This is a genomic window from Actinoplanes sp. L3-i22 (assembly GCF_019704555.1).
Classification (GTDB): Bacteria; Actinomycetota; Actinomycetes; order Mycobacteriales; family Micromonosporaceae; genus Actinoplanes.
The window spans coordinates 1,806,539-1,827,663 of the sequence record NZ_AP024745.1; the positions used below are offsets into that span (position 1 = coordinate 1,806,539).

Genomic DNA, 21,125 nt, shown 5'->3' on the forward strand with positions numbered 1-21,125 from the left:
GAGCGGCCTGGAACAGCGGCGGGATGAGGTCAGCTCTTCGCGATCGCCTTGCGGTAATCGCTGTTGAGGCGGCCGATCAGGCTCAGCGGGATGCCCTTCGGGCAGACCTCCGCGCACTCGCCCATGTTGGTGCAACCGCCGAAGCCGGCGTCGTCCTGCGCCTGGAGCATGTCGATCGCGCGGCTGTCCCGCTCGGGCTGGCCCTGGGGCATCAGGCCGAGGTGGGTGATCTTCGCGGCGGTGAACAGCATCGACGAGCCGTTCGGGCAGGCGGCCACGCAGGCGCCGCAGCCGATGCAGGTGGCCGCCTCGAACGCGGCGTCCGCGTCCTTCTTCGGCACCGGAGCGGCGTGGGCGTCCGGCGCGGTGCCGGTCGGGGCGCTGATGTAACCGCCCGCCTGGATGATCTTGTCGAAGGCGGTCCGGTCGACGATCAGGTCCTTGATCACCGGGAAGGCGGCGGCGCGCCACGGCTCGACGTCGATCACGTCGCCGTCGTTGAACTTGCGCATGTGCAGCTGGCAGGTGGTGGTGGCCTTCTCCGGGCCGTGCGCCACACCGTTGATCACCATGCTGCACGCGCCGCAGATGCCCTCGCGGCAGTCGTGGTCGAACGCGATCGGGTCGTCGCCGTCGAGGATCAGCTTCTCGTTCAGGACGTCGATCATCTCGAGGAACGACGCGTCCGGGGAGATGTCCTTCACGTCGTAGGCGACCATGCGGCCCCGGTCGTCGGGACCGGACTGACGCCACACCCGTACCTTGATGTCCATTACTTGTAGCTCCGCGTGCTCGGGTGGACGTATTCGAAAACGAGCTCTTCCTTGTGCAGGGTGGGCTTGCCGTCGGCGCCGAAGTACTCCCACGCCGCGGCGTAGCCGAACTCGTCGTCGTGGCGCAGCGCCTCGCCGTCCGGGGTCTGCGACTCGGCCCGGAAGTGACCGCCGCACGACTCCCGCCGGTGCAGCGCGTCGATGCACATCAGCTCGCCGAGCTCGATGAAGTCGGCGACCCGGCCGGCCTTCTCCAGGTTCTGGTTGAGCTCCTCGCCCTTACCGGGCACCTTGACCCGGGTCCAGAACTCCTCCTTGAGCGCCCGGATCAGGCCGATCGCCTTGGTCAGGCCCTCCTCGGAGCGCTCCATGCCGCAGTACTCCCACATGATGTGGCCGAGCTCGCGGTGGAAGGAGCCGACCGTCCGGTCGCCGTCGATCGACAGGAACTTGGCGATCCGGTCCTCGACCTCCTTGCGGGCGTCGACGACGGCCGCGTCGGTGGTGGAGACCTTCGGGAACGGGCCGGCCGCCAGGTAGTTGTTGATCGTGTTCGGCAGCACGAAGTAGCCGTCCGCCAGGCCCTGCATCAGCGCGGACGCGCCGAGCCGGTTGGCGCCGTGGTCGGAGAAGTTCGCCTCGCCGACCACGAACAGGCCGGGCACGGTGGACTGCAGGTCGTAGTCGACCCAGAGCCCGCCCATCGTGTAGTGCACGGCGGGGTAGATGCGCATCGGCGTCTGGTACGGGTCGTCGCCGGTGATCCGCTCGTACATCTCGAAGAGGTTGCCGTACTTAGCCTCGACCGCGGGCTGCCCCAGCCGCTTGATCGCGTCGGCGAAGTCCAGGTAGACGCCGAGCCCGCCGGGGCCGACACCGCGGCCCTCGTCGCAGACGTTCTTGGCGGCCCGGGACGCGATGTCCCGCGGCACCAGGTTGCCGAACGACGGGTAGATGCGCTCCAGGTAGTAGTCGCGCTCGTCCTCGGGGATGTCGGCGGCGCGGCGGGTGTCCTTCTGCGCCTTCGGCACCCAGACCCGGCCGTCGTTACGCAGCGACTCGGACATCAGGGTCAGCTTCGACTGGTGCGAGCCGGACTCCGGGATGCAGGTCGGGTGGATCTGCGTGTAGCAGGGGTTCGCGAACAGCGCGCCCTTGCGGTGCGCCCGCCACGACGCCGTGACGTTGCAGCCCTTGGCGTTGGTGGACAGGAAGAACACGTTGCCGTAGCCGCCGGAGGCGAGCACCACGGCGTCGGCCAGCTCGGTGGTGATCTCGCCGGTGACCATGTCCCGGACCACGATGCCGCGGGCCTTGCCCTCGACCAGGATCACCTCGAGCATCTCGTGCCGGGCGTTCATCTCGACGTTGCCGAGCCCGATCTGCCGCTCCAGGGCCTGGTACGCGCCGAGCAGCAGCTGCTGACCGGTCTGGCCCCGGGCGTAGAACGTGCGGGACACCTGGGTGCCGCCGAACGAGCGGTTGTCGAGCAGGCCGCCGTACTCGCGGGCGAACGGGACGCCCTGCGCCACGGCCTGGTCGATGATGTTCACCGACTCCTGGGCCAGCCGGTACACGTTGGACTCGCGGGCACGGAAGTCGCCGCCCTTGACCGTGTCGTAGAACAGCCGGTAGACGGAGTCACCGTCGTTGCGGTAGTTCTTCGCGGCGTTGATGCCACCCTGCGCGGCGATCGAGTGCGCGCGGCGCGGGCTGTCCTGGTAGCAGTACGACTTGACGTGGTAACCCTGCTCGGCCAGCGTCGCCGCCGCGGAGCCGCCGGCCAGGCCGGTGCCCACCACGATGATCGTCAGCTTCCGGCGGTTCGCCGGGTTGACCAGCTTGGCGGAGAACTTGCGGCGCTCCCAGCGGGTCTCGATCGGGCCGTCCGGGGCGGCCTTGTCGACGACCGGGTCGCCCTCTTTCCAGAAATCCGTCTCAGTCATCTCAGTCCACCAATCCGGTCAGCACCGCGAACGGCACCGAGAGGTACCCGACTACCAGGACCGCGGAGAGCACCAGCGCGATCGCCTTGGCGCGGCGCTGACCCTTCTCGGTCTGCTGGCCCAGCGTCCGGGCCGCGCTGAAGATCCCGTGCCACAGGTGGAACCCGACGGCGATGATCGCCAGGGCGTAGAAGAGCGTCACGTACCAGCGGTCGGGCGCGAAGTCCGCGACGACGTTGGCGTACGGGTGCTCGTGGTCTCCGACCGGGTTCACCGTGCCGGTGGTGAGGTCGAGGATGTGGAAGATGATGAACAGGAAGACGATCACGCCGCCCCAGCGCATGGTCCGGGCGGCGTAGCTGCCCTGGACCTTGGGCCGGTGCGCGTACTTGACCGGCCGGGCCTTCTTGGCCCGGATGGTCAGCACCACGGCCGTGTAGATGTGCGCGAGCACGGCGAGGGTCAGAACGCCTCGCTGGATCCACAGGTACCACATGTGCGGCAGCAGCGGCGTGCCGAGATCCCGCAGCCAGTGCGCATAGTGATCGAAGTCGGGGCCGCCCAAGAAGATCTTGAGGTTGCCGATCATGTGAACGTAAAGGAAGAGCACCAGCAGGATGCCGCTGACGGCCATGGTGATCTTCAAGATGATCGACGAGGGCCGGACCACCTTGCGCGGAGTGGGCGTTGCCGTCGCCCCTGCCGCGTTCTTGGTTTTAGGAACTGAAGTGTCTACCGCCACAACCTGGACGGTAAGAAGTCCTGAGCTATTCGTCTAATGCATGATCGGGCCGGTTGCCATAGAGATAGGCTATTACGGTGCAGCTGCAACAACTCCGGTACTTCTTAGCAGTGGTGGAGACGCGACATTTCACCCAAGCAGCGGACATTATGGGCATCTCGCAACCTACGTTGAGTAAGCAGATTCACACCCTGGAGTCCTCACTCGGGGCCCCGCTGTTCGAGCGGATGCGGGGCGCGGTCAACCTCACCGTGGCCGGCGAGACCCTCCTGCCGATGGCCCAGCGGATCGTCGCCGACGCCGACGCGGCCCGCGACGCGGTGCAGGACATCGTCGGCCTTCGGCGCGGTGAGGTGCGCCTGGGCGCCACCCCCAGCCTCTGTTCGTCCCTGGTCCCGGCCGTGCTGCGGACGTTCCGGGCCGACCATCCCGAGGTCAAGCTGCACATCAGCGAGGGCAGTTCGCAGGACCTGATCGCCGGCCTGCTCGCGCACTCCCTCGACCTGGCGCTGATCGTCCAGTCCGAGCAGGGCGTGGACCCCAGCCTGACCACCACCGAGCTGGTGCGGGAGAGCCTGGTGGTGGCGTCGGTGGCGGACGGGCCGCCGCTCACCGTCGCCCGGCAGCTGGAGCTCGGCGAGCTGCGGCACACCCCGATGGTGATGTTCCGGGAGGGGTACGACATCCGCGACGTCACCCTGCACGCCTGCGAGCGGGCCGGCTTCACCCCCAAGCTCGCGGTCGAGGGCGGCGAGATGGACGCGGTGCTCGCCTTCGTCGAGGCCGGGCTCGGGGTCGCGCTGGTGCCGAGCATGGTGCTGGCCAACCGGCCGCTGCTGCGGGCCACGCCGCTGGCCCCGCCCGGGATGCGCCGGACGATCGCGATGGCCCAGCGCCGGGCGGCGGTGCTGTCGCACGCGGCGGCCGCGCTGCGTGAGGTGGTGCTGGAGCACATCACCTCCGGCCGGCTCCCGTTCGGAGTACGCGCTCTCTGAGCCTCCGTCCACTTAGGGTAGTCAACTGCCCACCACTTGTTTACAGTCCAGGGTGTGTGGATTGGCGAGTTCCACGACCCGCGACTCGTCGAGGTCTACGACGCCGAGTGTCCCTGGGGCTGGGACGACGACTTCTTCATGGCCGTGCTCGCCGAGCGCTCCGCTCATCGGGTGATCGACCTGGGCTGTGGCACCGGCCGGCTGGCCATCGCGATGGCCGGGGCGGGACACGAGGTCACCGCCGTCGACCCGGCGCCCGCCGCGCTGGCCGCCGCCCGGCGCAAGCCCGGCGGCGCGGGCGTGCGATGGCTGCAGGGCTCGGCCGGGCAGTTGCCCGCGCGCTCCTTCGACGCCGCGTTCATGACCAGTCACGTCGCCCAGTCCTTCGTGGACGACGAGGAGTGGGACGGGGTGCTGCGCGGGCTCCGGCGGGCGCTGCTCCCGGAGGGGCGCCTCGTCTTCGACAGCGGTGACCCGGCCCGCGAGCCGTGGGAGCTGTGGAACCCGGAGGACTCCTGGCGCACCGTGGTGCTCGGCGACGGCCAGGTGGTGGAGGCGTGGAGCGAGTCGGAAGAGGTCGCTCCGAACGTCTGGCACGTCACTGAGCGCTACCGGTTCGACGACGGACGGGATCTGGCGAACTCGGCGACCCTGCGGTTCCGGACCGAGCCGGAACTGCGTGACTCGCTGCGCGAGGCCGGGTTCCGGGTGGACCGGATCTACGGCGGCTGGGGCCGTGAGCCGGTCGGTCTCAGCGGAGACGGCGAGTTCATCGTGATCGCGATCGCCACTCCTCGATTGATGTCTTAGTGATTGCGGATGTGCCGAGATGTTGTGCGGAACCTTAGGAGCCATTGCGTGACATAAATCCGGGACTACTATCCGCAACCATCGGTGTCGGCCTTTACTGACAGTTGTCGATCTTCACGCGATGTCGAGGTGGCATGCCAGAGAACGAGTGGTCCGACCCACGACTGCCGGAGCCGGTCGAGTGGGGCCAGCCGCATCACGACCCGCCGCCCGGGCGGGCTCGTGCGCTGCTGGCCGCCGCGGTCGTCGTCCTGGTGCTCCTCGCCGCGGGCGGCATCGCCTGGCGACTGATGAGCAACCGCGGTGGTGCCCCGGTCGCCCAGCCCAGCGCGCCCGCGCCGACCTCGGCACTGACCGCGCCGCCCTGCCCCGCGCCGAAACTGCGGGTCGCCGCCGCGCCCGAGATCGCCCCGGTGATCCAGCACGCCGCCACCGGTCTCGCCCAGAGCGGGCAGCGCTGCTCGGAAGTCCTGGTGCAGGCCCTCGAGCCCGGCGCCGCGCTCGCCGCCAAACCGCAGGCCGACGTCTGGATCCCGTCCAGCAGCGCCTGGCTGGCCGCCGCCAGGTCACGCGGCGCCGGCTACACCGTCAGCGGGCCGCCGCTCGCCTGGTCACCGCTGGTCATCGCCGGACCCGAGGCGATCGGCAGCCTCTTCGCCCCGAACGGCGCGACCTCCTGGACCGCGATGGTGCAGGGCGCCATCCAGAAGCGGCTGCCCGCGGTCCGGATGCCCGACCCGACCCTGGCCACCACCGGACTGCTCAGCGTCTTCGCCATCCACCAGGCCACCGCCAGGGCCAACGCGGATGCCGGCATCGCCCAGCTGCAGGCGCTCACCCTGCGCAGCCGGCTGGAGAGCGCCTCGGCCGACCCGGCCGGGCTGCTCAAGCAGATGGCCGGGGAGGTCGACTCGACCGCGGCCACCTACGACGTGGGCGTCTTCCCGACCACCGAACAGCAGCTCGCGGCGTATCAGAAGGAGACGCACGACGTACGGCTGACCGGCGCGCCGCCGGCCGACGGGCAGGTGGACGCGGACTATCCGTACGCCGTCCACAAAGGTGCCCAGGCCGACCTGGTCAAACGGCTGCGTGAGGCGATCACCGCCGACGATCTGACCGCGGCCGGGTTCCGGTCCGCGGCCACCAAGGGGGCGCTGCCGCTGCCCGCCGACCCGGCCGCGCTGTTCGGGGCGGCGCAGCAGTGGGCCGGCTACAAGTCGGTGGCGTTCCAGGTGCTGCTGCTGATCGACGCGTCCGGCTCGATGAACGAGAAGATCACCGACCGGGCCGGGCGGACCGTCACCAAGGCGTCGCTGCTCCGCGAGTCCGGGGCCAGCGCCGCGCAGTTGTTCGGCGATGACACCAGCATCGGCATGTGGTTCTTCGGGACGCCAGCCGCGAACAGCCCGGCGCACACCGAGGAGGTCCCGTTCGGGCCGATCATCGCGGGCAGCGACGGGAAGACCCGGCGGGACCAGCTCGCCGCGAAGATCGGCGGGTACCGGCCGGTGGCGAACGCGGGGACGCCGCTCTACCAGACCGTGCTGGACGGGGTCGCCGAGATGCGCGGCCTGTCCCGGCCGAACACGGCGACCGTGGTGGTGGTGCTCACCGACGGGTCGGACGGCGGGACGCGGTTCAAGATGACCAACGCGGACTTCCTGAAGAAGCTGACCGCCGCCGCTGATCCGGCCCGGCCGGTGCCGGTGATCGCGGTGGGCTACGGCCCGGACGCGAACATGCCGGCCCTGCAGGGCATGGCCAAGGCGACCGGCGGCCAAACGATCGCCGCCCGCAACCCCGCCGACCTGGCCGCCGGGATCGCCCAGGCATTCCTGGCGGCGCATGCCAAGTCTTGATCGCTGGGTCTGATGGCCGCGCTCCGCTCGGCGGCATTTCGCCCCGTTGGGTCGTTGCGCTCGTGGCAACGACGGGCGAAATGCGTGGTGGTTGCGCTCTCGGCGACGACGGGCGAAATGCGTGGTGGTTGCGGTCAAGGCACCGCGGGGCCGATCTGGGCGGCGGCGATCTGGGCGGAGAGGGTGACCATGGGGAGCCCGCCGCCCGGGTGCGCCGAGCCGCCGACCAGGAACAATCCGTCGACCGGGCCACGGTTGGCCGGGCGGATCAGGCCGCCGGCGGTCCCGTAGATCGCCCCGCCCGGCGCCCCGGTCGCGTCGGCCAGATCGGCCGGCGTCCGGATCTCCGCGAAGACCAGACGATTTCGTACGTCCGGTCCGCGCGCGGCGAGCACCTCCAGAACCCGGTCCCGGTACGCCTCGGCCAGCCCCGCCCGCCGCCAGTCCACCTGGGCCTCCCCGGTGCCCTGCGGCGCCGCGTTGACCAGCACGAACCACGCCTCGTGCCCGGCCGGCCGAACCGCCGGATCCGGCGCCCGGGTGACGAACACCGTCGGATCGCCGGCTGGGCGCGCCCGCCGCCCGGGCCCGCCGAACACCGCGTCGAACTCGGCGTCGTAGTCCCGCGGGAAGAACACGTTGTGATGGGCCAGCTCGCGCGTCTCCCCGCGCACGCCGAGCAGCAGCACGAACCCGGCCAGGCTGCGATCCGCCAGCCCGGCCAGGGCTCTCGGGGTGGGCAGCAGGTCGCGGTAGAGCGTGGCGGCGTCCACGTTGGAGACGACCACGTCGGCGCGGACCTCACGCCCGTCGGCCAGCCGGACGCCGGACACCTTCCGGCCTGCGCGGACCTCGTGCCCGTCGGTCGGCCGGACGCCGGGCACCTTCCGGTCGGCGACGATCGCGGCGACCGGGGAGTCGAGCTCGATCCGGACGCCCAGCTCCGCACACCGGGCCCGCAGCGCCTCGGCCAGCGTGCTCAGACCACCCGGCAGATACCAACCCCCGAAGGCCAATTCGGCGTACGGAATGGCGGCCAGTGCCGCCGGCGCCCGGCGGGGATCGGCGCCGGCGTAGGTGGCATAGCGGTCCAGCAGCATCCGCAACCGCCGGTCCCGCAGGTAACGACGGCCCAGCGCGCGCAGCGACCGGCCCGGGGCGATCGCGGCCAGGTCCCGGACCCGCCAGGAGAGCCGGGCCAGGGTGGCGGCGGTGACCGGGCGCTGCAGCACCGACTCCCACGAGGCGTGCCAGACGCGCTCGGCGCGACGCCAGAAGCGGGCCCAGTCGTGCGCCGCCTCCGGCCCGAGGGCGGTGGCGATCCGCTCCAGGAAGACGTCGTGGTCGGCGGACGAGTCGAGGACCGTCCCGTCCGGGAAGAAATGCCGGACGACCGGATCCAGCGGCTCGGGGCGCAGCGCCAGGCCCAGGCCGGTGAAGACGTCCGGCAGGGTGAGCAGGCTCGGGCCGGTGTCGAAACGGAAACCGTCCCGCTCGAAGGAGGCCAGCTTGCCGCCGACGGCGCCGGATCGCTCGTGGACGGTGACCCGGTGGCCGGCCCCGGCCAGCCGGACGGCCGCGGCCAGGCCGCCGACGCCGGCGCCGATCACCACGATCTCACTCATGCTTCCCACCCCTGCCACTTGCCTGTTTGCCTGCTTGCTTCAGCCCGCTCGCCCGTCCCGCGATGATGCGTGATTCTCGGCGGCTCCGTCGGATGGAATGCCGTTCCTGTGGATAACCGTGAGGGGGCGGCCGCGCCAGGAGAGGCGACCGGTCCGCCGCCTGTGGACAGACAAAACGATCAAGTATCCGAAGAGGAGGATGGAGACCGGATGGGCCAGGGCGTCCGGGAGGGCACGGCTGCCGGTGGCGCGGGCGGTGATCACCCGGCCGGTGACGCCGAGGAGGTAGGCGAGCAGCGCCGGGAGCACGGCGAGCGGGGTGAGCAGCGGCGGGACGACGTACAGGAGAAGGAGAAGGACCACGACGGCGGCCGCGCCCGCGGTGGAGCCGAAGCTCGACCAGAGCGATTTGGCGTAGCCGTCGGTGAGGTCGCGCCAGGAGTCGTACATGCGGCAGGTGGCCAGGTGGGAGCCGTCCGCGAGGGCGATCCGGCCGCCGGTGCGCTTGACCGCGCGGGCCAGGGCGATGTCCTCGAGGATCTCGTCGCGGACCGCGGCGTGGCCACCGGCTCGCTGGTAGCCGGCGCGGTCCAGGACCAGCCACTGGCCGCCGGCGGCGGCCAGCGACGGGCGCGGGGAGCGTTCCATCGCGCGCAACGGGAGGAAGGTGAGCCAGGACCATTGCAGGAGCGGTTGGACGAGGCGGCCGGTGCCGACGATCTCGGGGTACGGGCTGAGCAGGGTCACGCCGGTCCGGCGGAGCAGGTCGGCCGCGCCGGCGACGGCGTCCGGCGCCAGGACCACGTCCGCGTCGACGAACATCAGCACGTCCGGCCGCGAGCCCGCGCGATCCGGTAATGAGCCTGCGCGATCCGGTATCGAGGCTGCGGGATTTGGCATCGAGGCGCCGCGATCCGGCGAAATGTCCGGGATGGACGATTCGGTGGCGGCCTGGACCAGCTGGTGGCAGGCGTGCGGCTTGCCCAGCCAGCCGGGTGGGGGTGGGGCGCCGGTGTGCAGGTGGAGGCGTTGTCCGAGGGCCGGACCGGCGATCGACCGGACCACGTCGGCGGTGCCGTCGGTGGAGCCGTCGTCGAGGACGTGGATGGTCAGGTTCGGGGCGCCCTGCTGGGCGAGCAGGGATTGCAGGCACGGGGTGACGCGGCCGGCCTCGTTGCGCAGGGGGAGGAGGACGGCGATGTGCTCGGTGGTGGTCGCGTTCCGGGGCGGGCGGCGCAGCAGGAGCGCGTTGACCGCGGTGTGGCCGGTGAGCAGCACCAGCGGCACCAGCAGGAGCCAGAGCGCGGTCATCCGAGACCGTGCCGGGCGGCCTGGCGAGGGTTGGTCGTCGGCGGGCCGGGGGTGGTGAGCGGGCGAGGGTTGGTCATCGGCCGACCGGGGGCGGGGTTCGGAGGCGGGGGATGAGGGGGAGGACGGCGGTGCCCATGAGCAGGGCGCCCCAGGCGGCCGAGGCCGGCAGGGACAGGAAGACCGCGTGGGCGAGCACCGACGAGGCGTAGGTCCAGAGCCAGAGCGCGAGCGCCGGCGCGTCGGACGGTGCCGGGAGCGTGGCGGCTTGACCGGCGGCCGTCGACAGGGCCGCCATCAGCAGCAGGGCGAAGCCCAGCCAGCCCAGGTAGTTGCCGATCGGGACGCCGGGGACGCCGGGGAGCGCGGGGACCGGGTCGGCCCACCGCCAGTAGTGCTCGGCGACCATCTGCGGGTCGAGGAAGAGGTCCCAGGTGGCCAGTCCGGCGCCGGCGAGGGCGATGCGGGCGAGCCGGCCGCGGGCCACGCGCAGTGCGGCGAGCCAGGCCGGCCAGGCCATCCAGGTCCAGGCCAGCGGGATGATCAACGGGACGTCGAGCAGGCGGGGGCCGAGGCGGCCGGAGTACTCGTAGGTGCCGAACGGGAAGCCGGTGGCGACCCCGATCGCCTCGACCGCGAAGCCGCCGAGCGTCGCGGTCAGCAGCAGCGCGCCGACCGCGCGCGGGCCGCGGGCCAGCAGGGCGTGGGTCAGCGAGAACGCGACGCCGAGCAGCACGGTGGCCACGGTCAGGTGGGCGCGGGTGTCACCCTCGGTCAGCGGATAGCAGATCTGCGCGAGCACGAGCACCCCGAGCAGCCCCCAGGGCAACCAGCGGGCGGCCGCGGTCAGAGGCGAGGCGGGCCCGGTCGAGCGCTGGGCAGGATCGGTCAGCCGCCGGGTGGGGGTGAGCCCGCGGGTGAGGAGAAACGGCCGGGGGGTGGGGAGGAACGGCCGGCGGGTGGGCACGGACGGGCGCCGGGTGGGCATCGGTCAGGTGCCGGCTATGCCGGGGGCGTCCTCGACCGGGCGCTCGGCCAGCGGCAGCTCCCGGCCCAGGACGGCGAACGCCCGCTCGTCGCCCGGGAAGTAGAAGTGCCGCAGGACGTCGACGAAACCGTACCGCCGGTACAGCCGCCAGGCGCGGGACGCCTGCTCGTCGGCCTCCGGCGTGGAGAGCAGGACGGTGCGGCCCTTGGCCATCGCGAGCAGGGCGCGCAGCTGGCGGGCGCCCACCCCGTGCCCCTGGGCGGTCGGCCGGACGTGCAGCTCGACGACCTCGAAGCAGTCGCCCAGCCACTGCCGCCGGGAGTCCTCGTCGACGGCGAACTTGACCTGGTCGTGCCACCACTGGCCGGGCGCGGAGGTGTATCCGTACCCGAAGCCCATCAGCCGGCCCTCGGTGGTCAGCGTGGCCACCGCGCGGAACCCGGGCCGGCGCACGTGCGAGCCGATGTACCCCCGGCGGGTCTGCAGCAGCTCCTGGCGATAGCCCATCGCCTCGCCGTAGACACCGACCACGTCGTCGAGCCGCCGGAGCAGGTCGTCCGGCTGCCACGCTACGAGCCTCATCGCTCCGTCCGCTCCCGTCCCTGCGCCCAGCCCAGCACGGACCGGTCACCACTGATCCCGTGCACCGCGAACCGGGCGAAAAGCTCCTCGGCGTACCAGCGGTCGGCCGGGGTCCGGGCGATCGCCGCGCGATGCTCCGGCTGACGGTACGCGAACGCGGTGAGATCCGCCGCGCCGCGCCACACGCTGACCGTGCCCTGCCAGCCGATCGGCGCCTCGCCGACACCGAATCGGGCGAGCAGCCCGGGCGCCTCGGCGACCTCCCGGGCCACGGCCGGGATCGCCCGCCAGAACCGCAGCGCCCGGGTCGGCCGCAGCCGGGCCCGGGTCAGCGCCAGCACCATGCCGTCGTGGCGGCGACCGGTGGGCCGGAACGGACTCCGGCCGGACCACGTGCCGCGACTGATCAGCGGTTCCAACTCGATCCGGGCGTGACTTTCGGCGATCCGGTCCCAGGCGGGGAACCGTACCGGGAAATCGCTCACCGTGAGCGCCGCCCACCGGGAGAGATCGGCGTCGCCCGGCCCGAAGGTCGTTCCGGTCCCGGTGCCGAGGAATTTGCCGAACCGGACGCCGCGCAGGTGATGGCGGGCGAAGGCCATGCGCAGCATGGCCGGGCCGAGGGCGCGTCGCGGCACCCGCCAGACGTGCAGGGTGACGTCGTCGCGCATTCCGGTCAGGTTAGCCCCGTCGCGGTCCGGCTCGACTCCCACAGGGCGGCGGCCAGCTCCGGGTCGCGGGCGTGCGCGGCGGGGCGGGCCACTTTCCGGCCGTCGTAGTAGGCGCCGTTGGTCAGCTCCGAGGTGGTGCAGAGCCAGGCCAGCAGCGCGCCGGCGGCCTCCGGGGTGACCAGGCCGGGCGCGTACCGGTAGAAGAACCGGGTCAGCCTGCCGGAGCCGAAGTTGGTGCGGACCACGCCGGGGTGGAAGGAGACGCTCAGCACATCCGGCCAGCGGCGGGCGGCCTCCGCCGCGAAGAGGATGTTGGCCGACTTGCTGGCCCCGTAGGAACGCCATTGACTGTACGACTTGTACTCGTCCGCGAAGTTCGTCCCAGGCCGGCCCTGCATGTGCGCGCGGGACGCCGTGTTCACCACGCGACCGCCGGCCAGCCGCTCCCGCAGCAGGTTGGTCAGCAGGAACGGGCCCAGGTGGTTGCACTGCATGGTGGCTTCGAAGCCGTCCACGGTCTCCCGCGGGCGGGCGATGATGCCACCGGCGTTGTTGGCCAGGACGTGGATCTCCGGGAGTTCGTCGAGCAGGTTCGCGGCCAGTTGCCGTACGTCGGCGAGGTTTTCGAAATCGGCCCGGAAGTGCAGCGGAGCGCGACCGTTCCCGGCCGCCTCGACCCGGGCGGCGGCCGCCGCCAGGCGGTCCGGATCGCGGCCGACGAGCACGATCTCGTCGCCGGCCGCCGCCAGTTGCTCGGCGGCGGCCAGGCCGATGCCCGAACTGCCGCCGGTGATCACGATCGTCTGCGGCATGAACGCCTCCTGGGGCCCGAACTGTCGTACGCCTAGTGCATCCTGACATCTGCACGTGGCGGAGGAGAGGGTCAATGAGCACCGAGATAAACGTTCCGGCGGTGGTGGAGCCGGTGCGCGAGCGCGTGTCCCAGCGCCCCCTGTCCCGATGGCTGCTGGCCAATCGGGTGCATCCGGTCGGCCCGGAGTCCGAGCACACCGAGCACGAGCAGGCCTGGTGGAAGGTGATGTGCCTGACCGGGGTGGACTACTTCTCCACACTGTCCTACCTGCCGGCGATCGCGGCCCTCGCGGCCGGCGCGCTCTCCCCGCTGGCCACGCTGCTGATCGTGGCGCTGACCCTGCTCGGGATGCTGCCGATGTACCGGCGGGTGGCCAAGGAGAGCCCGCACGGCCAGGGCTCGGTGGCGATGCTGGAGAAACTGCTGCCGTTCTGGCGCGGCAAGATCTTCGTGCTGGTGCTGCTCGGGTTCGTCTGCACCTCGTGGATCATCACGATCACGCTGTCCGCGGCCGACGCCACCGTGCACATGTCGGAAAATCCGTATCTGCCCGGGTTCATGCACGGCCACGAGGTGCTGATCACCGTCGTGCTGCTGCTGGTCCTCGGCTTCGTCTTCCTGCTCGGCTTCAGCGAGGCGGTCGGCGTCGCGATCCCGCTGGTCGCGATCTTCCTGCTGCTCAACGCCGTGGTCACGATCGTCGGCCTGGTCGACGTGTTCGGCACCCCGGGCGCGTTCTCGGCGTGGACCGACCGTTTGACCGAGCACGGCAGCGGGTTCATGGACATCGTCGGCCCGTCCGTGCTCGCCTTCCCCGCGCTGGTGCTGGGGCTCTCCGGCTTCGAGACCGGGGTCAGCATGATGCCGCTGATCAAGGCCGAGGACATGGCGTCCCGGGTGCGCAACACCCGCAAGCTGCTCACCACCGCCGCGGCGATCATGAGCGTCTACCTGATCGCGACCAGCTTCGTGACCACGGTCCTGATCCCGCCGGCCGAGTTCGAGGCCGGCGGCGCGGCGAACGGGCGGGCGCTGGCCTACCTGGCGCACGAGAAGCTCGGCGAGGTCTTCGGCACCGTCTACGACATCAGCAGCATCCTGATCCTCTGGTTCGCCGGGGCGTCCGCGATGGCCGGCCTGATCAACATCGTGCCCCGCTACCTGCCCGGTTACGGCATGGCGCCGGAGTGGGGCCGCGCCGTCCGCCCGGTGGTGCTGGTCTACACGGTGATCAGCGTCGGCATCACGATCGCCTTCGGCGCCGACGTGAACGCGCAGGCCGGGGCGTACGCGACAGGCATCCTGGCGATGATGGTCTCCGGCGCGGTCGCGGTGACCATCTCGGCGTGGCGGGCCCGGCAGCGCGGCGCCGGCCTCGGCTTCACCGCGCTCACCCTGGTGCTGCTCTACGCCCTCGGCGACAACATCGTCGAGAAACCGGACGGCATCGCGATCTCCGCGGTCTTCATCGCCGGGATCATCCTGGTCTCGCTGATCTCCCGGATCACCCGGACCACCGAGCTGCGCGCCGACCGGATCGAGTTCGACGAGACGGCCCGGCGCTTCATCGCCGACTCGATCGTGCACGACGGCGAGCTGAACGTCATCGCCAACCAGCGGCAGTCCGGCGAGCCGGCGGAGTACGAGGCCAAGGAGGGCGAGCAGCGCGGCATGAACCCGGTGCCCGGCCGCGCCGACATCCTCTTCCTGGAGATCGACGTCGTCGACCCGTCCGAGTTCAGCGACGTCCTCAAGGTGCGCGGGATCGAGGTCGGCCGGCATCGCGTCCTGCGCGCGGAGAGCCCGGCCGCGCCGAACGCGATCGCGGCGATCCTGCTCGCCCTGCGGGACGCGACCGGCGTGCGGCCGCACTGCTACTTCGAGTGGGCGGAGGGGAGCCCGCTCGGGCATCTGTTCCGCTACCTGCTGTTCGGTCGCGGCGACACGGCGCCGGTGGTCCGCGAGATCCTCCGGCAGACCGAGCCCGACAGCGAGAGGCGCCCGGGCGTCCACGTCGGTTGAAAAACAATTATTTGGTACGTCGTGAGCCCGGTCCCGTGCGGTCGGGCGCCGGCTCCCGCAGAGCCGGCGCCAGTGCCGGCGTGACCGCGACCGAGGCGGCCGCCAGCAGCGTGATCGCGCTCGCCGGCGAGGTCAGCTCGGCGAGCGCGCCGGCCAGCGCCGCGCACACCGCCTGCATGGTCAGCATCCCGGAGCCGTGCAGGCCGAGCGCCTGGCCACGGCCCGGCTCGCCGACGATCCGATCACCGCGGAGCGGGTCGAGGCGGCGCTGCGGCCGCACTGGATCGCGGACTTCGTCGCGCCCCCGCCGGCCGCCGTGGAGCAGCCGTTCGACGCCGAGGTGGCGGTTGTCCGGGACACCCCGCCCGCGGACGCCCGGCGGAACCTCGCGGACGGACTGGACGGGCGGCTGCCCGGGGCGCTCGACCGGGACGACCTCGGCGCGCGGATCGCGGAGTTGCTGACCTGGATCTGGCGTACCGCGATCGAGCCGGACTGGCCGCGGCGCCGGCGCCTGCTGGAGGCGGACGTGCTGGCCCGGACCCGGCAGCTCAGCCTGGGCGGATGGCAGGCGGCACTGGACCGGATGCGCGGCGGGATGCGGTGGCTCGGCGGGGGACGCCTGCAGATCAACGCCTACGACTGTCCGCCGCGGGACATCTCCGGGGCTCAGTTGCTTTTCGTGCCGAACACGCTGGGGCGGGGCTGGTGACCCGGCGGCGGGCCGGGCGGAGTGTGCTCTACATGCGGACGGCCGCGGGGGAGGCGGTTGTCGGGGCGTCCGGGCCTTCCGGCGGGATGTTCTGAGCGGCTGTTCGGGTGATTTGTGGCCTTCGCGGACCCTGCCCCGACCGGGCGGCCGGAGTTCGATCATCTGTTCGAAAAAGTGGCGCCTGGCTGCCGTGGAGGTTGCCTTTTTGTCGTAGGCGGGTGTTAGTCTCTGCAGTAGTTAGAACGGATGTTCGAAAGGGCGTTCGATCCGACCCCGGGAGCGTGTTTCGCGGCGTGTCTTCCGGGCGCGGCACCGCGAAGTGCCGCATGCGTGGTCCGGGCATTCGCGGGTTCGGGCCTCGTGACAAGGCAGGCCGTCGCTCGCTGCCCCCGACCCCCGGTGGCGGGCGACGGACCCGCCGGTAGCCGGCCGGCCGGGTGTGGTGTGGGGAAGCTTCACATCCGGCCGGTCTGCTCGCCGGGGCTCCCACTGCCCGTGGAGCCCCGGCACCCCGGCCTCACGGTCGCTCCCCCGGAGCGGCTCAGGTTTGGCCCGTTGCGCCTTCCTCCGCAGCGGTCCGGTTCGGCCAGTACGTCCGGATGCGGAACAGGCGAGGAGAAACGACCATGGCGATCACCGCGGCCCCCGGCCTCACGCCGGTCCCCGGGCAGGATTCCGCGCCCGGCGCGACCGCCCGGGCCGACGCGCCCACGGTCCCGGCGCACATGCTGCCGCACCGCAGCCCCACTCAGCTGCTGGCGATGGCCCGGCAGGGCCTGTCCGAGGCGGCGCACACGACTCCCGACGGCTTGCGATACGCGGCGGCGCACCTGGCCGCTCTGCGCGCGGCCGCGGCTCTGCTCGCCGCCCGGGCTCGCCCGGCCGCACCCGGGCGGCGTACCAGGGCGACCAGTGTCTGGTCGCTGCTGGTGCTGGTCGCGCCGGAGTTCGGCGACTGGGCGGGCTATTTCGCCCTCGGCGCCGGCAAACGCGCGGCGGCCGAGGCCGGCATCCCGCATGTGGTGAGCGCCCGGGAGGCGGATGACCTGCTGCGGGCGGCGGAGCAGTTCGTGACGGTGGCGGAGTCGTCGCTCGGGGTTTCCTATCAGCCGCCGTTGGCGGCCTGACCGCTCGGATCATCGCTCGTGGACCCGCCGGCTCGATTCGTCGCCCTGACCCGCCAGCTTGATCGGTTGGCTCGACCTCCCAGTTTGATCCGCCTACCTGAGTTGTTGGCCCGAGTTGTCGCTTTGAGCGGACGACCGGACGACCGACGGCTCGACGGCCAGACCGACCTCCCGACGTCCGGCTGCCCGACCCGGCCGCCCCACGTCCGGCCGCTCGGATGCCCGACGTCCCGGCCGGCCGGTCGGTTGGTCGGCCGGCGAGGCCGGGGGCGCTCCGCGCGGTTGGCCCGGCTGATCTGAGCGGTTGGCCTGGGCTGGCGTGGGCGGCCTGGACCGGTCGGGCCTGGGGCGGTTGGCCTGGGGCGGTTGGCCCGGGTCGGTTGGCCTGCCGGGTTGAGCGGCTGGGGTGAGCGGTTGGTTTGGACCGTGGGCTTGGTTCGTCGGCTTGAGCTGTCGGCGGGCGGTGCCGCGGGCCGGTAGCGCCTGGCCAGACACTGCCGGCCCGCCGCATCGTTCGTCGATCTTTCCGCGCTGAGCTGTGGCTTGGGCTTCGTGCGCCGCCCGCGAGGCTGTCGCTCGCTTGATCCCGTGCGGGTCGCCCGGGGGATGCCGTGGGGATGTCGCCCGGTGGGTGCGTGGGGTGTCGGCCGCTTGATTCGGCGGGAGTTGTCGGCTGGCGGGTTCCGCGAGGGGTCGTCGGTCGGGTGGGTTTCGTGGGGGTTCGGTTGGTGGGTTGCTGGGGGCCGTGCTTCGGAGAGGGGCGGATTCGGGGCTGGGGTGGGGTGTCGCCGCGGTTTGAGGAATACACGGGGAACAGAGCGGGGCACGATGGCTGGGCGCATGATCAGCGGGACGGCGGCCCTTGCCGGGCTGGTACGGCCCGCGAGCGAGACGGATCGGCCGGGTGCGCACCGGATGCTTCCGGTCGTGGCTGAGCTGGGCAATCTGTTGCCCGGCGGGGGGCTGCGACGAGGTAGCACGGTGGCGGTGGCCGGTGGCCGGGCCGCGTCCGCCGGTGGTGGGACCTCGCTGATGCTGGCTCTGCTCGCGGCCGCGTCCCGGGCCGGTTCCTGGTGTGCGGTCGTCGGACTGCCGACGCTCGGGGCGCTCGCCGCGGCCGAGACCGGTATCGCGCTGGAGCGGCTGGCGCTGGTTCCCGATCCGGGGCCGGACTGGCCGACCGTGGTGGCCGCGCTGATCGACGGGGTGGACGTGGTGGTCACGGCGGTGCCGGGGGCGGTCTCCGGGCCGGTCGTGAGCCGGCTCGCGGCCCGGGCCCGGCAGCGGGGCAGCGTGCTGATGCCGTTCGGCGCCTGGGCCGGTGCGGACGTGAATCTGCAGGTCAGCAACGGTCAATGGGAAGGGCTCGGGGACGGGTGGGGCCGTCTGCGCCGTCGTGAGGTCACGGTTACCGCCAACGGGCGGGGGGCGGCCGCGCGCTCCCGGGAGATCACGCTCTGGATGCCGGGCCTGACCGCTCGCCCGAACACCGTGGCGAGCCGCGGCGCCGGGCCGGACTTGCGTCCCGGCACTCCCGCGATCCCGCCGCCCGCGGAGGGGCGGCCGCTCCGCTCCGTGCCCGAGTCGGTCGAGGCCGCCGTGTTGCGTCCGGCGGAGGGTCGGCCGCTTCGCTCCGTGCCCGAGTCGGCCGAGGCCGCCGTGTTGCGTCCGGCGGAGGGTCGGCCGCTTCGCTCTGTCCCTGAGTCGGTCGAGGCCGCTGCTTCGGGTTCGGCGGAGGGTCGGCCGCTTCGCTCGGTGCCGGCGGTGCCGGCGGTTCCGGCGGTTCCGGCGGTTCCGGATGGCTGGTCGTCCTGTTCGGCCGGAGGGTCGGGGCGGGCCGGGGTGGCGCCGGGTGGGGCTGACAACTCTTGGGCCGGGGAGAGCGGGCGGCGGCAAGGAAGTGGGCGGAGGCGGCGTGGAGCGGGCTCGGCCGTGCTTCTGCGGGATCGGCTCGGGGTGGGTTTGGCCGTGGATCAGCAGGGTGTGAGCGCGGGCCGGGACGGTGCGGGTTCGGCTGGGGATCTCGGTGGGGCGGCCTCGGGTGCGGCGAGGGGTGGGGCGGGCTCGGGGGCGGATCGGGACGGGGCGGGCCGGGAATCTGTGGGCCGAGGTGCTGCGGGGCTGGGTGCTGCGGGGCTGGGTGCTGCGGGGCTGGGGGATGGCGGGGGGCCGCTGGGGGCGTCGGTGGGGGAGTGATGGGGGTGGCGGTGCGGACGTTGCTGGTCTGGTGTCCGGACTGGCCGGTGGTGGCGGCGGAGATCGTGCTCGGGGTGCCGGCGGCGGAGCCGATCGCGGTGTTCTCCGGTAACCGGGTGCTGGCCTGCTCCGAGGCGGCGCGGCGGGAGACCGTGCGGCGGGGGCTGCGGCGGCGGGACGCGCAGGGGCGGTGTCCGCAACTGATCGTGGTGGAGCATGACCCGGGGCGGGACGCGCGGGCGTTCGAGCCGGTGGTGGCGGCGATCGAGGAGGTCGCGGCCGGGGTCGAGGTGGTCCGGCCGGGGGCGTGCGCGCTCGCGGCGCGTGGGCCGTCGCGGTACTACCGGGGGGAGGAAGCCGCGGCCGAGCGGATCGTCGAGCACATCGCGCAGACCTGTGCGGTGGAGAGCCAGATCGGGATCGCCGACGGGGTGTTCGCGGCCGGGATCGCGGCCCGGGACGGGAAGATCGTCGAGCCCGGGCGGACCGCGGACTTCCTGGCCGGGTTCCCGGTCGAGGCGCTGGAGCGGCCGGAGCTCGCCGACCTGCTGCGCCGGCTCGGGGCGAAGACGCTGGGCGAGTTCGCGGCGCTGCCGGCCGGGGACGTGCTGACCCGGTTCGGGTTCGACGGGGCACTGGCGCACCGGCTGGCCGGCGGCGGCGATCACCGGCCGCTCGCGGTCCGGCAGCCGCCGGCGGACCTGGCGGTCACCGAGACGTACGACGAGCCGCTGGACCGGGTGGACACCGCCGCCTTCGCCGGGCGGGTGCTGGCCGAGCGCCTGCACGAACGGCTCGCCGGATACGGGCTGGCCTGCACCCGGCTCGGGGTCGAGGCGGTCACCGCGGACGGCCAGGAACTGCACCGGGTCTGGCGGCACGACGGCCTGCTCACCGCGGCCGCGATCGCCGAGCGGGTGCGCTGGCAGCTCGACGGGTGGCTGACCGGCGCCCGCCGGAACGCGCCGGCCCGGCCGACCGCGGGACTGGTCCGGCTGAGCCTGATCCCGGACGGGATCCTCGTGCACGCCGGCCTGCAGCCCGGCCTGTGGGGCGACGCCGGCGCCGAACGGGACCGGGCGCACCGGGCGTTCAGCCGGGTGCAGGGCCTGCTCGGGCCGGAGTCGGTGGTGACGCCGGTGATCGGGGGCGGGCGGTCCGGGGACGATCAGGTCCGGCTGGTGCCGTGGGGTGACGAGCGGTCGCCGAGCCGGCCGGCCGCGCCGCACGAGGAGCCGATCCCGGGGCTGCGCACGGTGCCGGTGCTGGACCGGTCGATCGCGCCGGATCTGCCCCGCCGGCCGGTCGAGCTGCGAAGTCTCCCGGCCCCGATCCCGCCGGCGGAAGGCGACGGGTCACCGGCGGAAGGCGACGGGTCACCGGCGGAAGGCGACGGGGCGCCGACGGAGAGCGGCGGGGCGCGGGCGGGAGACCGCGGGGCGCGGGCGGAGGGCGGCGGGGCGCGGGCGGGAGGCGGCGGGGCGCCGGCGGAGGGCGGCGGGGCGACGGAGGAGCGGGCCTCGCACCTGCGGCTGATCGCGGAGCCGGGCGCCGTGGCCGACGTGACGATCGGGAACGGGGCTACGGCCGTACCTCCGAAGCGGTTGGGGGTTAAAAAGCAACCACCCTGGCCTGGTCGTCTGGCCCGGCCGTCACCCGCGGTGGTGCTGGGGGAGCCGATCGCGGCGGTGGTGCATGACGAGACCGGGATGCCGGTGGGGGTTTCCGCGCGGCTCGAGTTGACCGGGGTGCCCACCACGCTGACCGTCGATCGGGCGGCGCCGCTGGCGATCCGGGGGTGGGCCGGGCCGTGGCCGATCGACGAGCGGTGGTGGGCGGGGGAGGAGGCCCGGCGGCGGGCGCGGTTCCAGATGATGCTGGCCGACGGCCGGGCGGTGCTGATCTCGCTGGCGGCGGGGCAGTGGACGGTGGAGGCGATCTATGACTGACGG

General features: G+C 72.7%; 16 protein-coding genes and 2 pseudogenes. 8 read left to right on the forward strand and 10 right to left on the reverse strand.

The window, feature by feature from the left end:
* Positions 1–29 precede the first annotated feature (29 nt).
* The 3 genes from L3i22_RS08365 to L3i22_RS08375 are packed head-to-tail and all read right to left on the reverse strand — an operon-like array spanning position 30 to position 3,389.
* Complete coding sequence (locus tag L3i22_RS08365) at positions 30–773, reverse strand: succinate dehydrogenase/fumarate reductase iron-sulfur subunit (RefSeq protein WP_221326407.1); 744 nt, start codon at positions 771–773, stop codon at positions 30–32.
* Complete coding sequence (locus tag L3i22_RS08370; RefSeq protein WP_221326408.1) at positions 773–2,719, reverse strand: fumarate reductase/succinate dehydrogenase flavoprotein subunit; 1,947 nt, start codon at positions 2,717–2,719, stop codon at positions 773–775. The genes L3i22_RS08365 and L3i22_RS08370 overlap by 1 nt, the downstream gene beginning before the upstream one ends.
* Position 2,720: 1 nt before the next feature.
* Positions 2,721–3,389, reverse strand: a complete 669-nt coding sequence (locus L3i22_RS08375) for a succinate dehydrogenase cytochrome b subunit (RefSeq protein WP_221329849.1) — start codon at positions 3,387–3,389, stop codon at positions 2,721–2,723.
* A 143-nt stretch (positions 3,390–3,532) separates the two neighbouring features.
* Between L3i22_RS08375 and L3i22_RS08380 the strand changes: the two genes are divergently transcribed.
* The 3 genes from L3i22_RS08380 to L3i22_RS08390 all read left to right on the forward strand — a co-directional run bounded on the left by L3i22_RS08380 (position 3,533) and on the right by L3i22_RS08390 (position 7,128).
* Complete coding sequence (locus tag L3i22_RS08380; protein WP_221329850.1) at positions 3,533–4,456, forward strand: LysR family transcriptional regulator; 924 nt, start codon at positions 3,533–3,535, stop codon at positions 4,454–4,456.
* 54 nt (positions 4,457–4,510) lie between these two features.
* Positions 4,511–5,266, forward strand: coding sequence for a class I SAM-dependent methyltransferase (locus L3i22_RS08385; protein ID WP_255658046.1), 756 nt, complete (start codon positions 4,511–4,513; stop codon positions 5,264–5,266).
* A 134-nt stretch (positions 5,267–5,400) separates the two neighbouring features.
* Positions 5,401–7,128, forward strand: coding sequence for a substrate-binding domain-containing protein (locus L3i22_RS08390; protein WP_221326409.1), 1,728 nt, complete (start codon positions 5,401–5,403; stop codon positions 7,126–7,128).
* A 134-nt stretch (positions 7,129–7,262) separates the two neighbouring features.
* Here the strand turns inward: L3i22_RS08390 and L3i22_RS08395 are convergent, their stop codons facing one another.
* The 6 genes and pseudogenes from L3i22_RS08395 to L3i22_RS08420 form a co-directional block, all read right to left on the reverse strand.
* Positions 7,263–8,753 (reverse strand): NAD(P)/FAD-dependent oxidoreductase, encoded by a 1,491-nt coding sequence (locus L3i22_RS08395; RefSeq protein ID WP_221326410.1) that lies wholly within the window; start codon positions 8,751–8,753, stop codon positions 7,263–7,265.
* 117 nt (positions 8,754–8,870) lie between these two features.
* Positions 8,871–10,064, reverse strand: a pseudogene (locus tag L3i22_RS08400) (glycosyltransferase family 2 protein); the annotation flags it as partial.
* A 73-nt stretch (positions 10,065–10,137) separates the two neighbouring features.
* Complete coding sequence (locus L3i22_RS08405) at positions 10,138–11,049, reverse strand: carotenoid biosynthesis protein (protein WP_255658048.1); 912 nt, start codon at positions 11,047–11,049, stop codon at positions 10,138–10,140.
* Positions 11,050–11,052: 3 nt separating this feature from the next.
* Positions 11,053–11,631: an N-acetyltransferase gene (locus L3i22_RS08410; RefSeq protein WP_221326412.1), complete on the reverse strand. Its 579-nt coding sequence runs from the start codon at positions 11,629–11,631 to the stop codon at positions 11,053–11,055.
* Positions 11,628–12,302, reverse strand: coding sequence for a monooxygenase (locus L3i22_RS08415; protein WP_221326413.1), 675 nt, complete (start codon positions 12,300–12,302; stop codon positions 11,628–11,630). The genes L3i22_RS08410 and L3i22_RS08415 overlap by 4 nt, the downstream gene beginning before the upstream one ends.
* Positions 12,303–12,307: 5 nt before the next feature.
* On the reverse strand, positions 12,308–13,114 hold the full coding sequence (locus L3i22_RS08420; RefSeq protein ID WP_221326414.1) for an SDR family NAD(P)-dependent oxidoreductase: 807 nt from the start codon (positions 13,112–13,114) through the stop codon (positions 12,308–12,310).
* Between the two features lie 74 nt (positions 13,115–13,188).
* On the opposite strand from L3i22_RS08420, the gene L3i22_RS08425 reads away from it, so the two are divergent.
* On the forward strand, positions 13,189–15,138 hold the full coding sequence (locus L3i22_RS08425) for an amino acid transporter (RefSeq protein ID WP_221326415.1): 1,950 nt from the start codon (positions 13,189–13,191) through the stop codon (positions 15,136–15,138).
* A gap of 7 nt (positions 15,139–15,145) precedes the next feature.
* Here the strand turns inward: L3i22_RS08425 and L3i22_RS08430 are convergent, their stop codons facing one another.
* Entirely contained in the window at positions 15,146–15,325 is a 180-nt protein-coding gene (locus L3i22_RS08430) for a hypothetical protein (RefSeq protein ID WP_255658049.1), read from the reverse strand.
* A 9-nt stretch (positions 15,326–15,334) separates the two neighbouring features.
* Here L3i22_RS08430 and L3i22_RS08435 point away from each other — a divergent pair, with 9 nt between their 5' ends.
* From L3i22_RS08435 to L3i22_RS08450, 4 genes and pseudogenes are all read left to right on the forward strand, one after another.
* Positions 15,335–15,850 (forward strand): hypothetical protein, encoded by a 516-nt coding sequence (locus tag L3i22_RS08435; RefSeq protein WP_221330615.1) that lies wholly within the window; start codon positions 15,335–15,337, stop codon positions 15,848–15,850.
* Between the two features lie 725 nt (positions 15,851–16,575).
* Positions 16,576–16,977: an SAV_6107 family HEPN domain-containing protein gene (locus L3i22_RS08440; protein ID WP_221329853.1), complete on the forward strand. Its 402-nt coding sequence runs from the start codon at positions 16,576–16,578 to the stop codon at positions 16,975–16,977.
* Between the two features lie 828 nt (positions 16,978–17,805).
* Positions 17,806–18,570: pseudogene (locus tag L3i22_RS08445) on the forward strand (hypothetical protein); the annotation flags it as partial.
* Positions 18,571–19,172: 602 nt separating this feature from the next.
* Positions 19,173–21,122, forward strand: coding sequence for a DNA polymerase Y family protein (locus tag L3i22_RS08450; protein ID WP_221326416.1), 1,950 nt, complete (start codon positions 19,173–19,175; stop codon positions 21,120–21,122).
* The last annotated feature ends 3 nt before the right edge of the window (positions 21,123–21,125 follow it).

Excerpts from the sequence above, each read along its gene's own strand:
- L3i22_RS08410 (WP_221326412.1), bottom strand. The coding sequence starts at position 11,631 with ATGAGGCTCGTAGCGTGGCAGCCGGACGACCTGCTCCGGCGGCTCGAC.
- L3i22_RS08395 (WP_221326410.1), bottom strand. The coding sequence starts at position 8,753 with ATGAGTGAGATCGTGGTGATCGGCGCCGGCGTCGGCGGCCTGGCCGCG.
- L3i22_RS08425 (WP_221326415.1), top strand. The coding sequence starts at position 13,189 with ATGAGCACCGAGATAAACGTTCCGGCGGTGGTGGAGCCGGTGCGCGAG.
- L3i22_RS08365 (WP_221326407.1), bottom strand. The coding sequence starts at position 773 with ATGGACATCAAGGTACGGGTGTGGCGTCAGTCCGGTCCCGACGACCGG.
- L3i22_RS08420 (WP_221326414.1), bottom strand. The coding sequence starts at position 13,114 with ATGCCGCAGACGATCGTGATCACCGGCGGCAGTTCGGGCATCGGCCTG.
- L3i22_RS08370 (WP_221326408.1), bottom strand. The coding sequence starts at position 2,719 with ATGACTGAGACGGATTTCTGGAAAGAGGGCGACCCGGTCGTCGACAAG.
- L3i22_RS08440 (WP_221329853.1), top strand. The coding sequence starts at position 16,576 with ATGCTGCCGCACCGCAGCCCCACTCAGCTGCTGGCGATGGCCCGGCAG.
- L3i22_RS08450 (WP_221326416.1), top strand. The coding sequence starts at position 19,173 with ATGGGGGTGGCGGTGCGGACGTTGCTGGTCTGGTGTCCGGACTGGCCG.
- L3i22_RS08415 (WP_221326413.1), bottom strand. The coding sequence starts at position 12,302 with ATGCGCGACGACGTCACCCTGCACGTCTGGCGGGTGCCGCGACGCGCC.
- L3i22_RS08405 (WP_255658048.1), bottom strand. The coding sequence starts at position 11,049 with ATGCCCACCCGGCGCCCGTCCGTGCCCACCCGCCGGCCGTTCCTCCCC.
- L3i22_RS08390 (WP_221326409.1), top strand. The coding sequence starts at position 5,401 with ATGCCAGAGAACGAGTGGTCCGACCCACGACTGCCGGAGCCGGTCGAG.
- L3i22_RS08430 (WP_255658049.1), bottom strand. The coding sequence starts at position 15,325 with ATGCTGACCATGCAGGCGGTGTGCGCGGCGCTGGCCGGCGCGCTCGCC.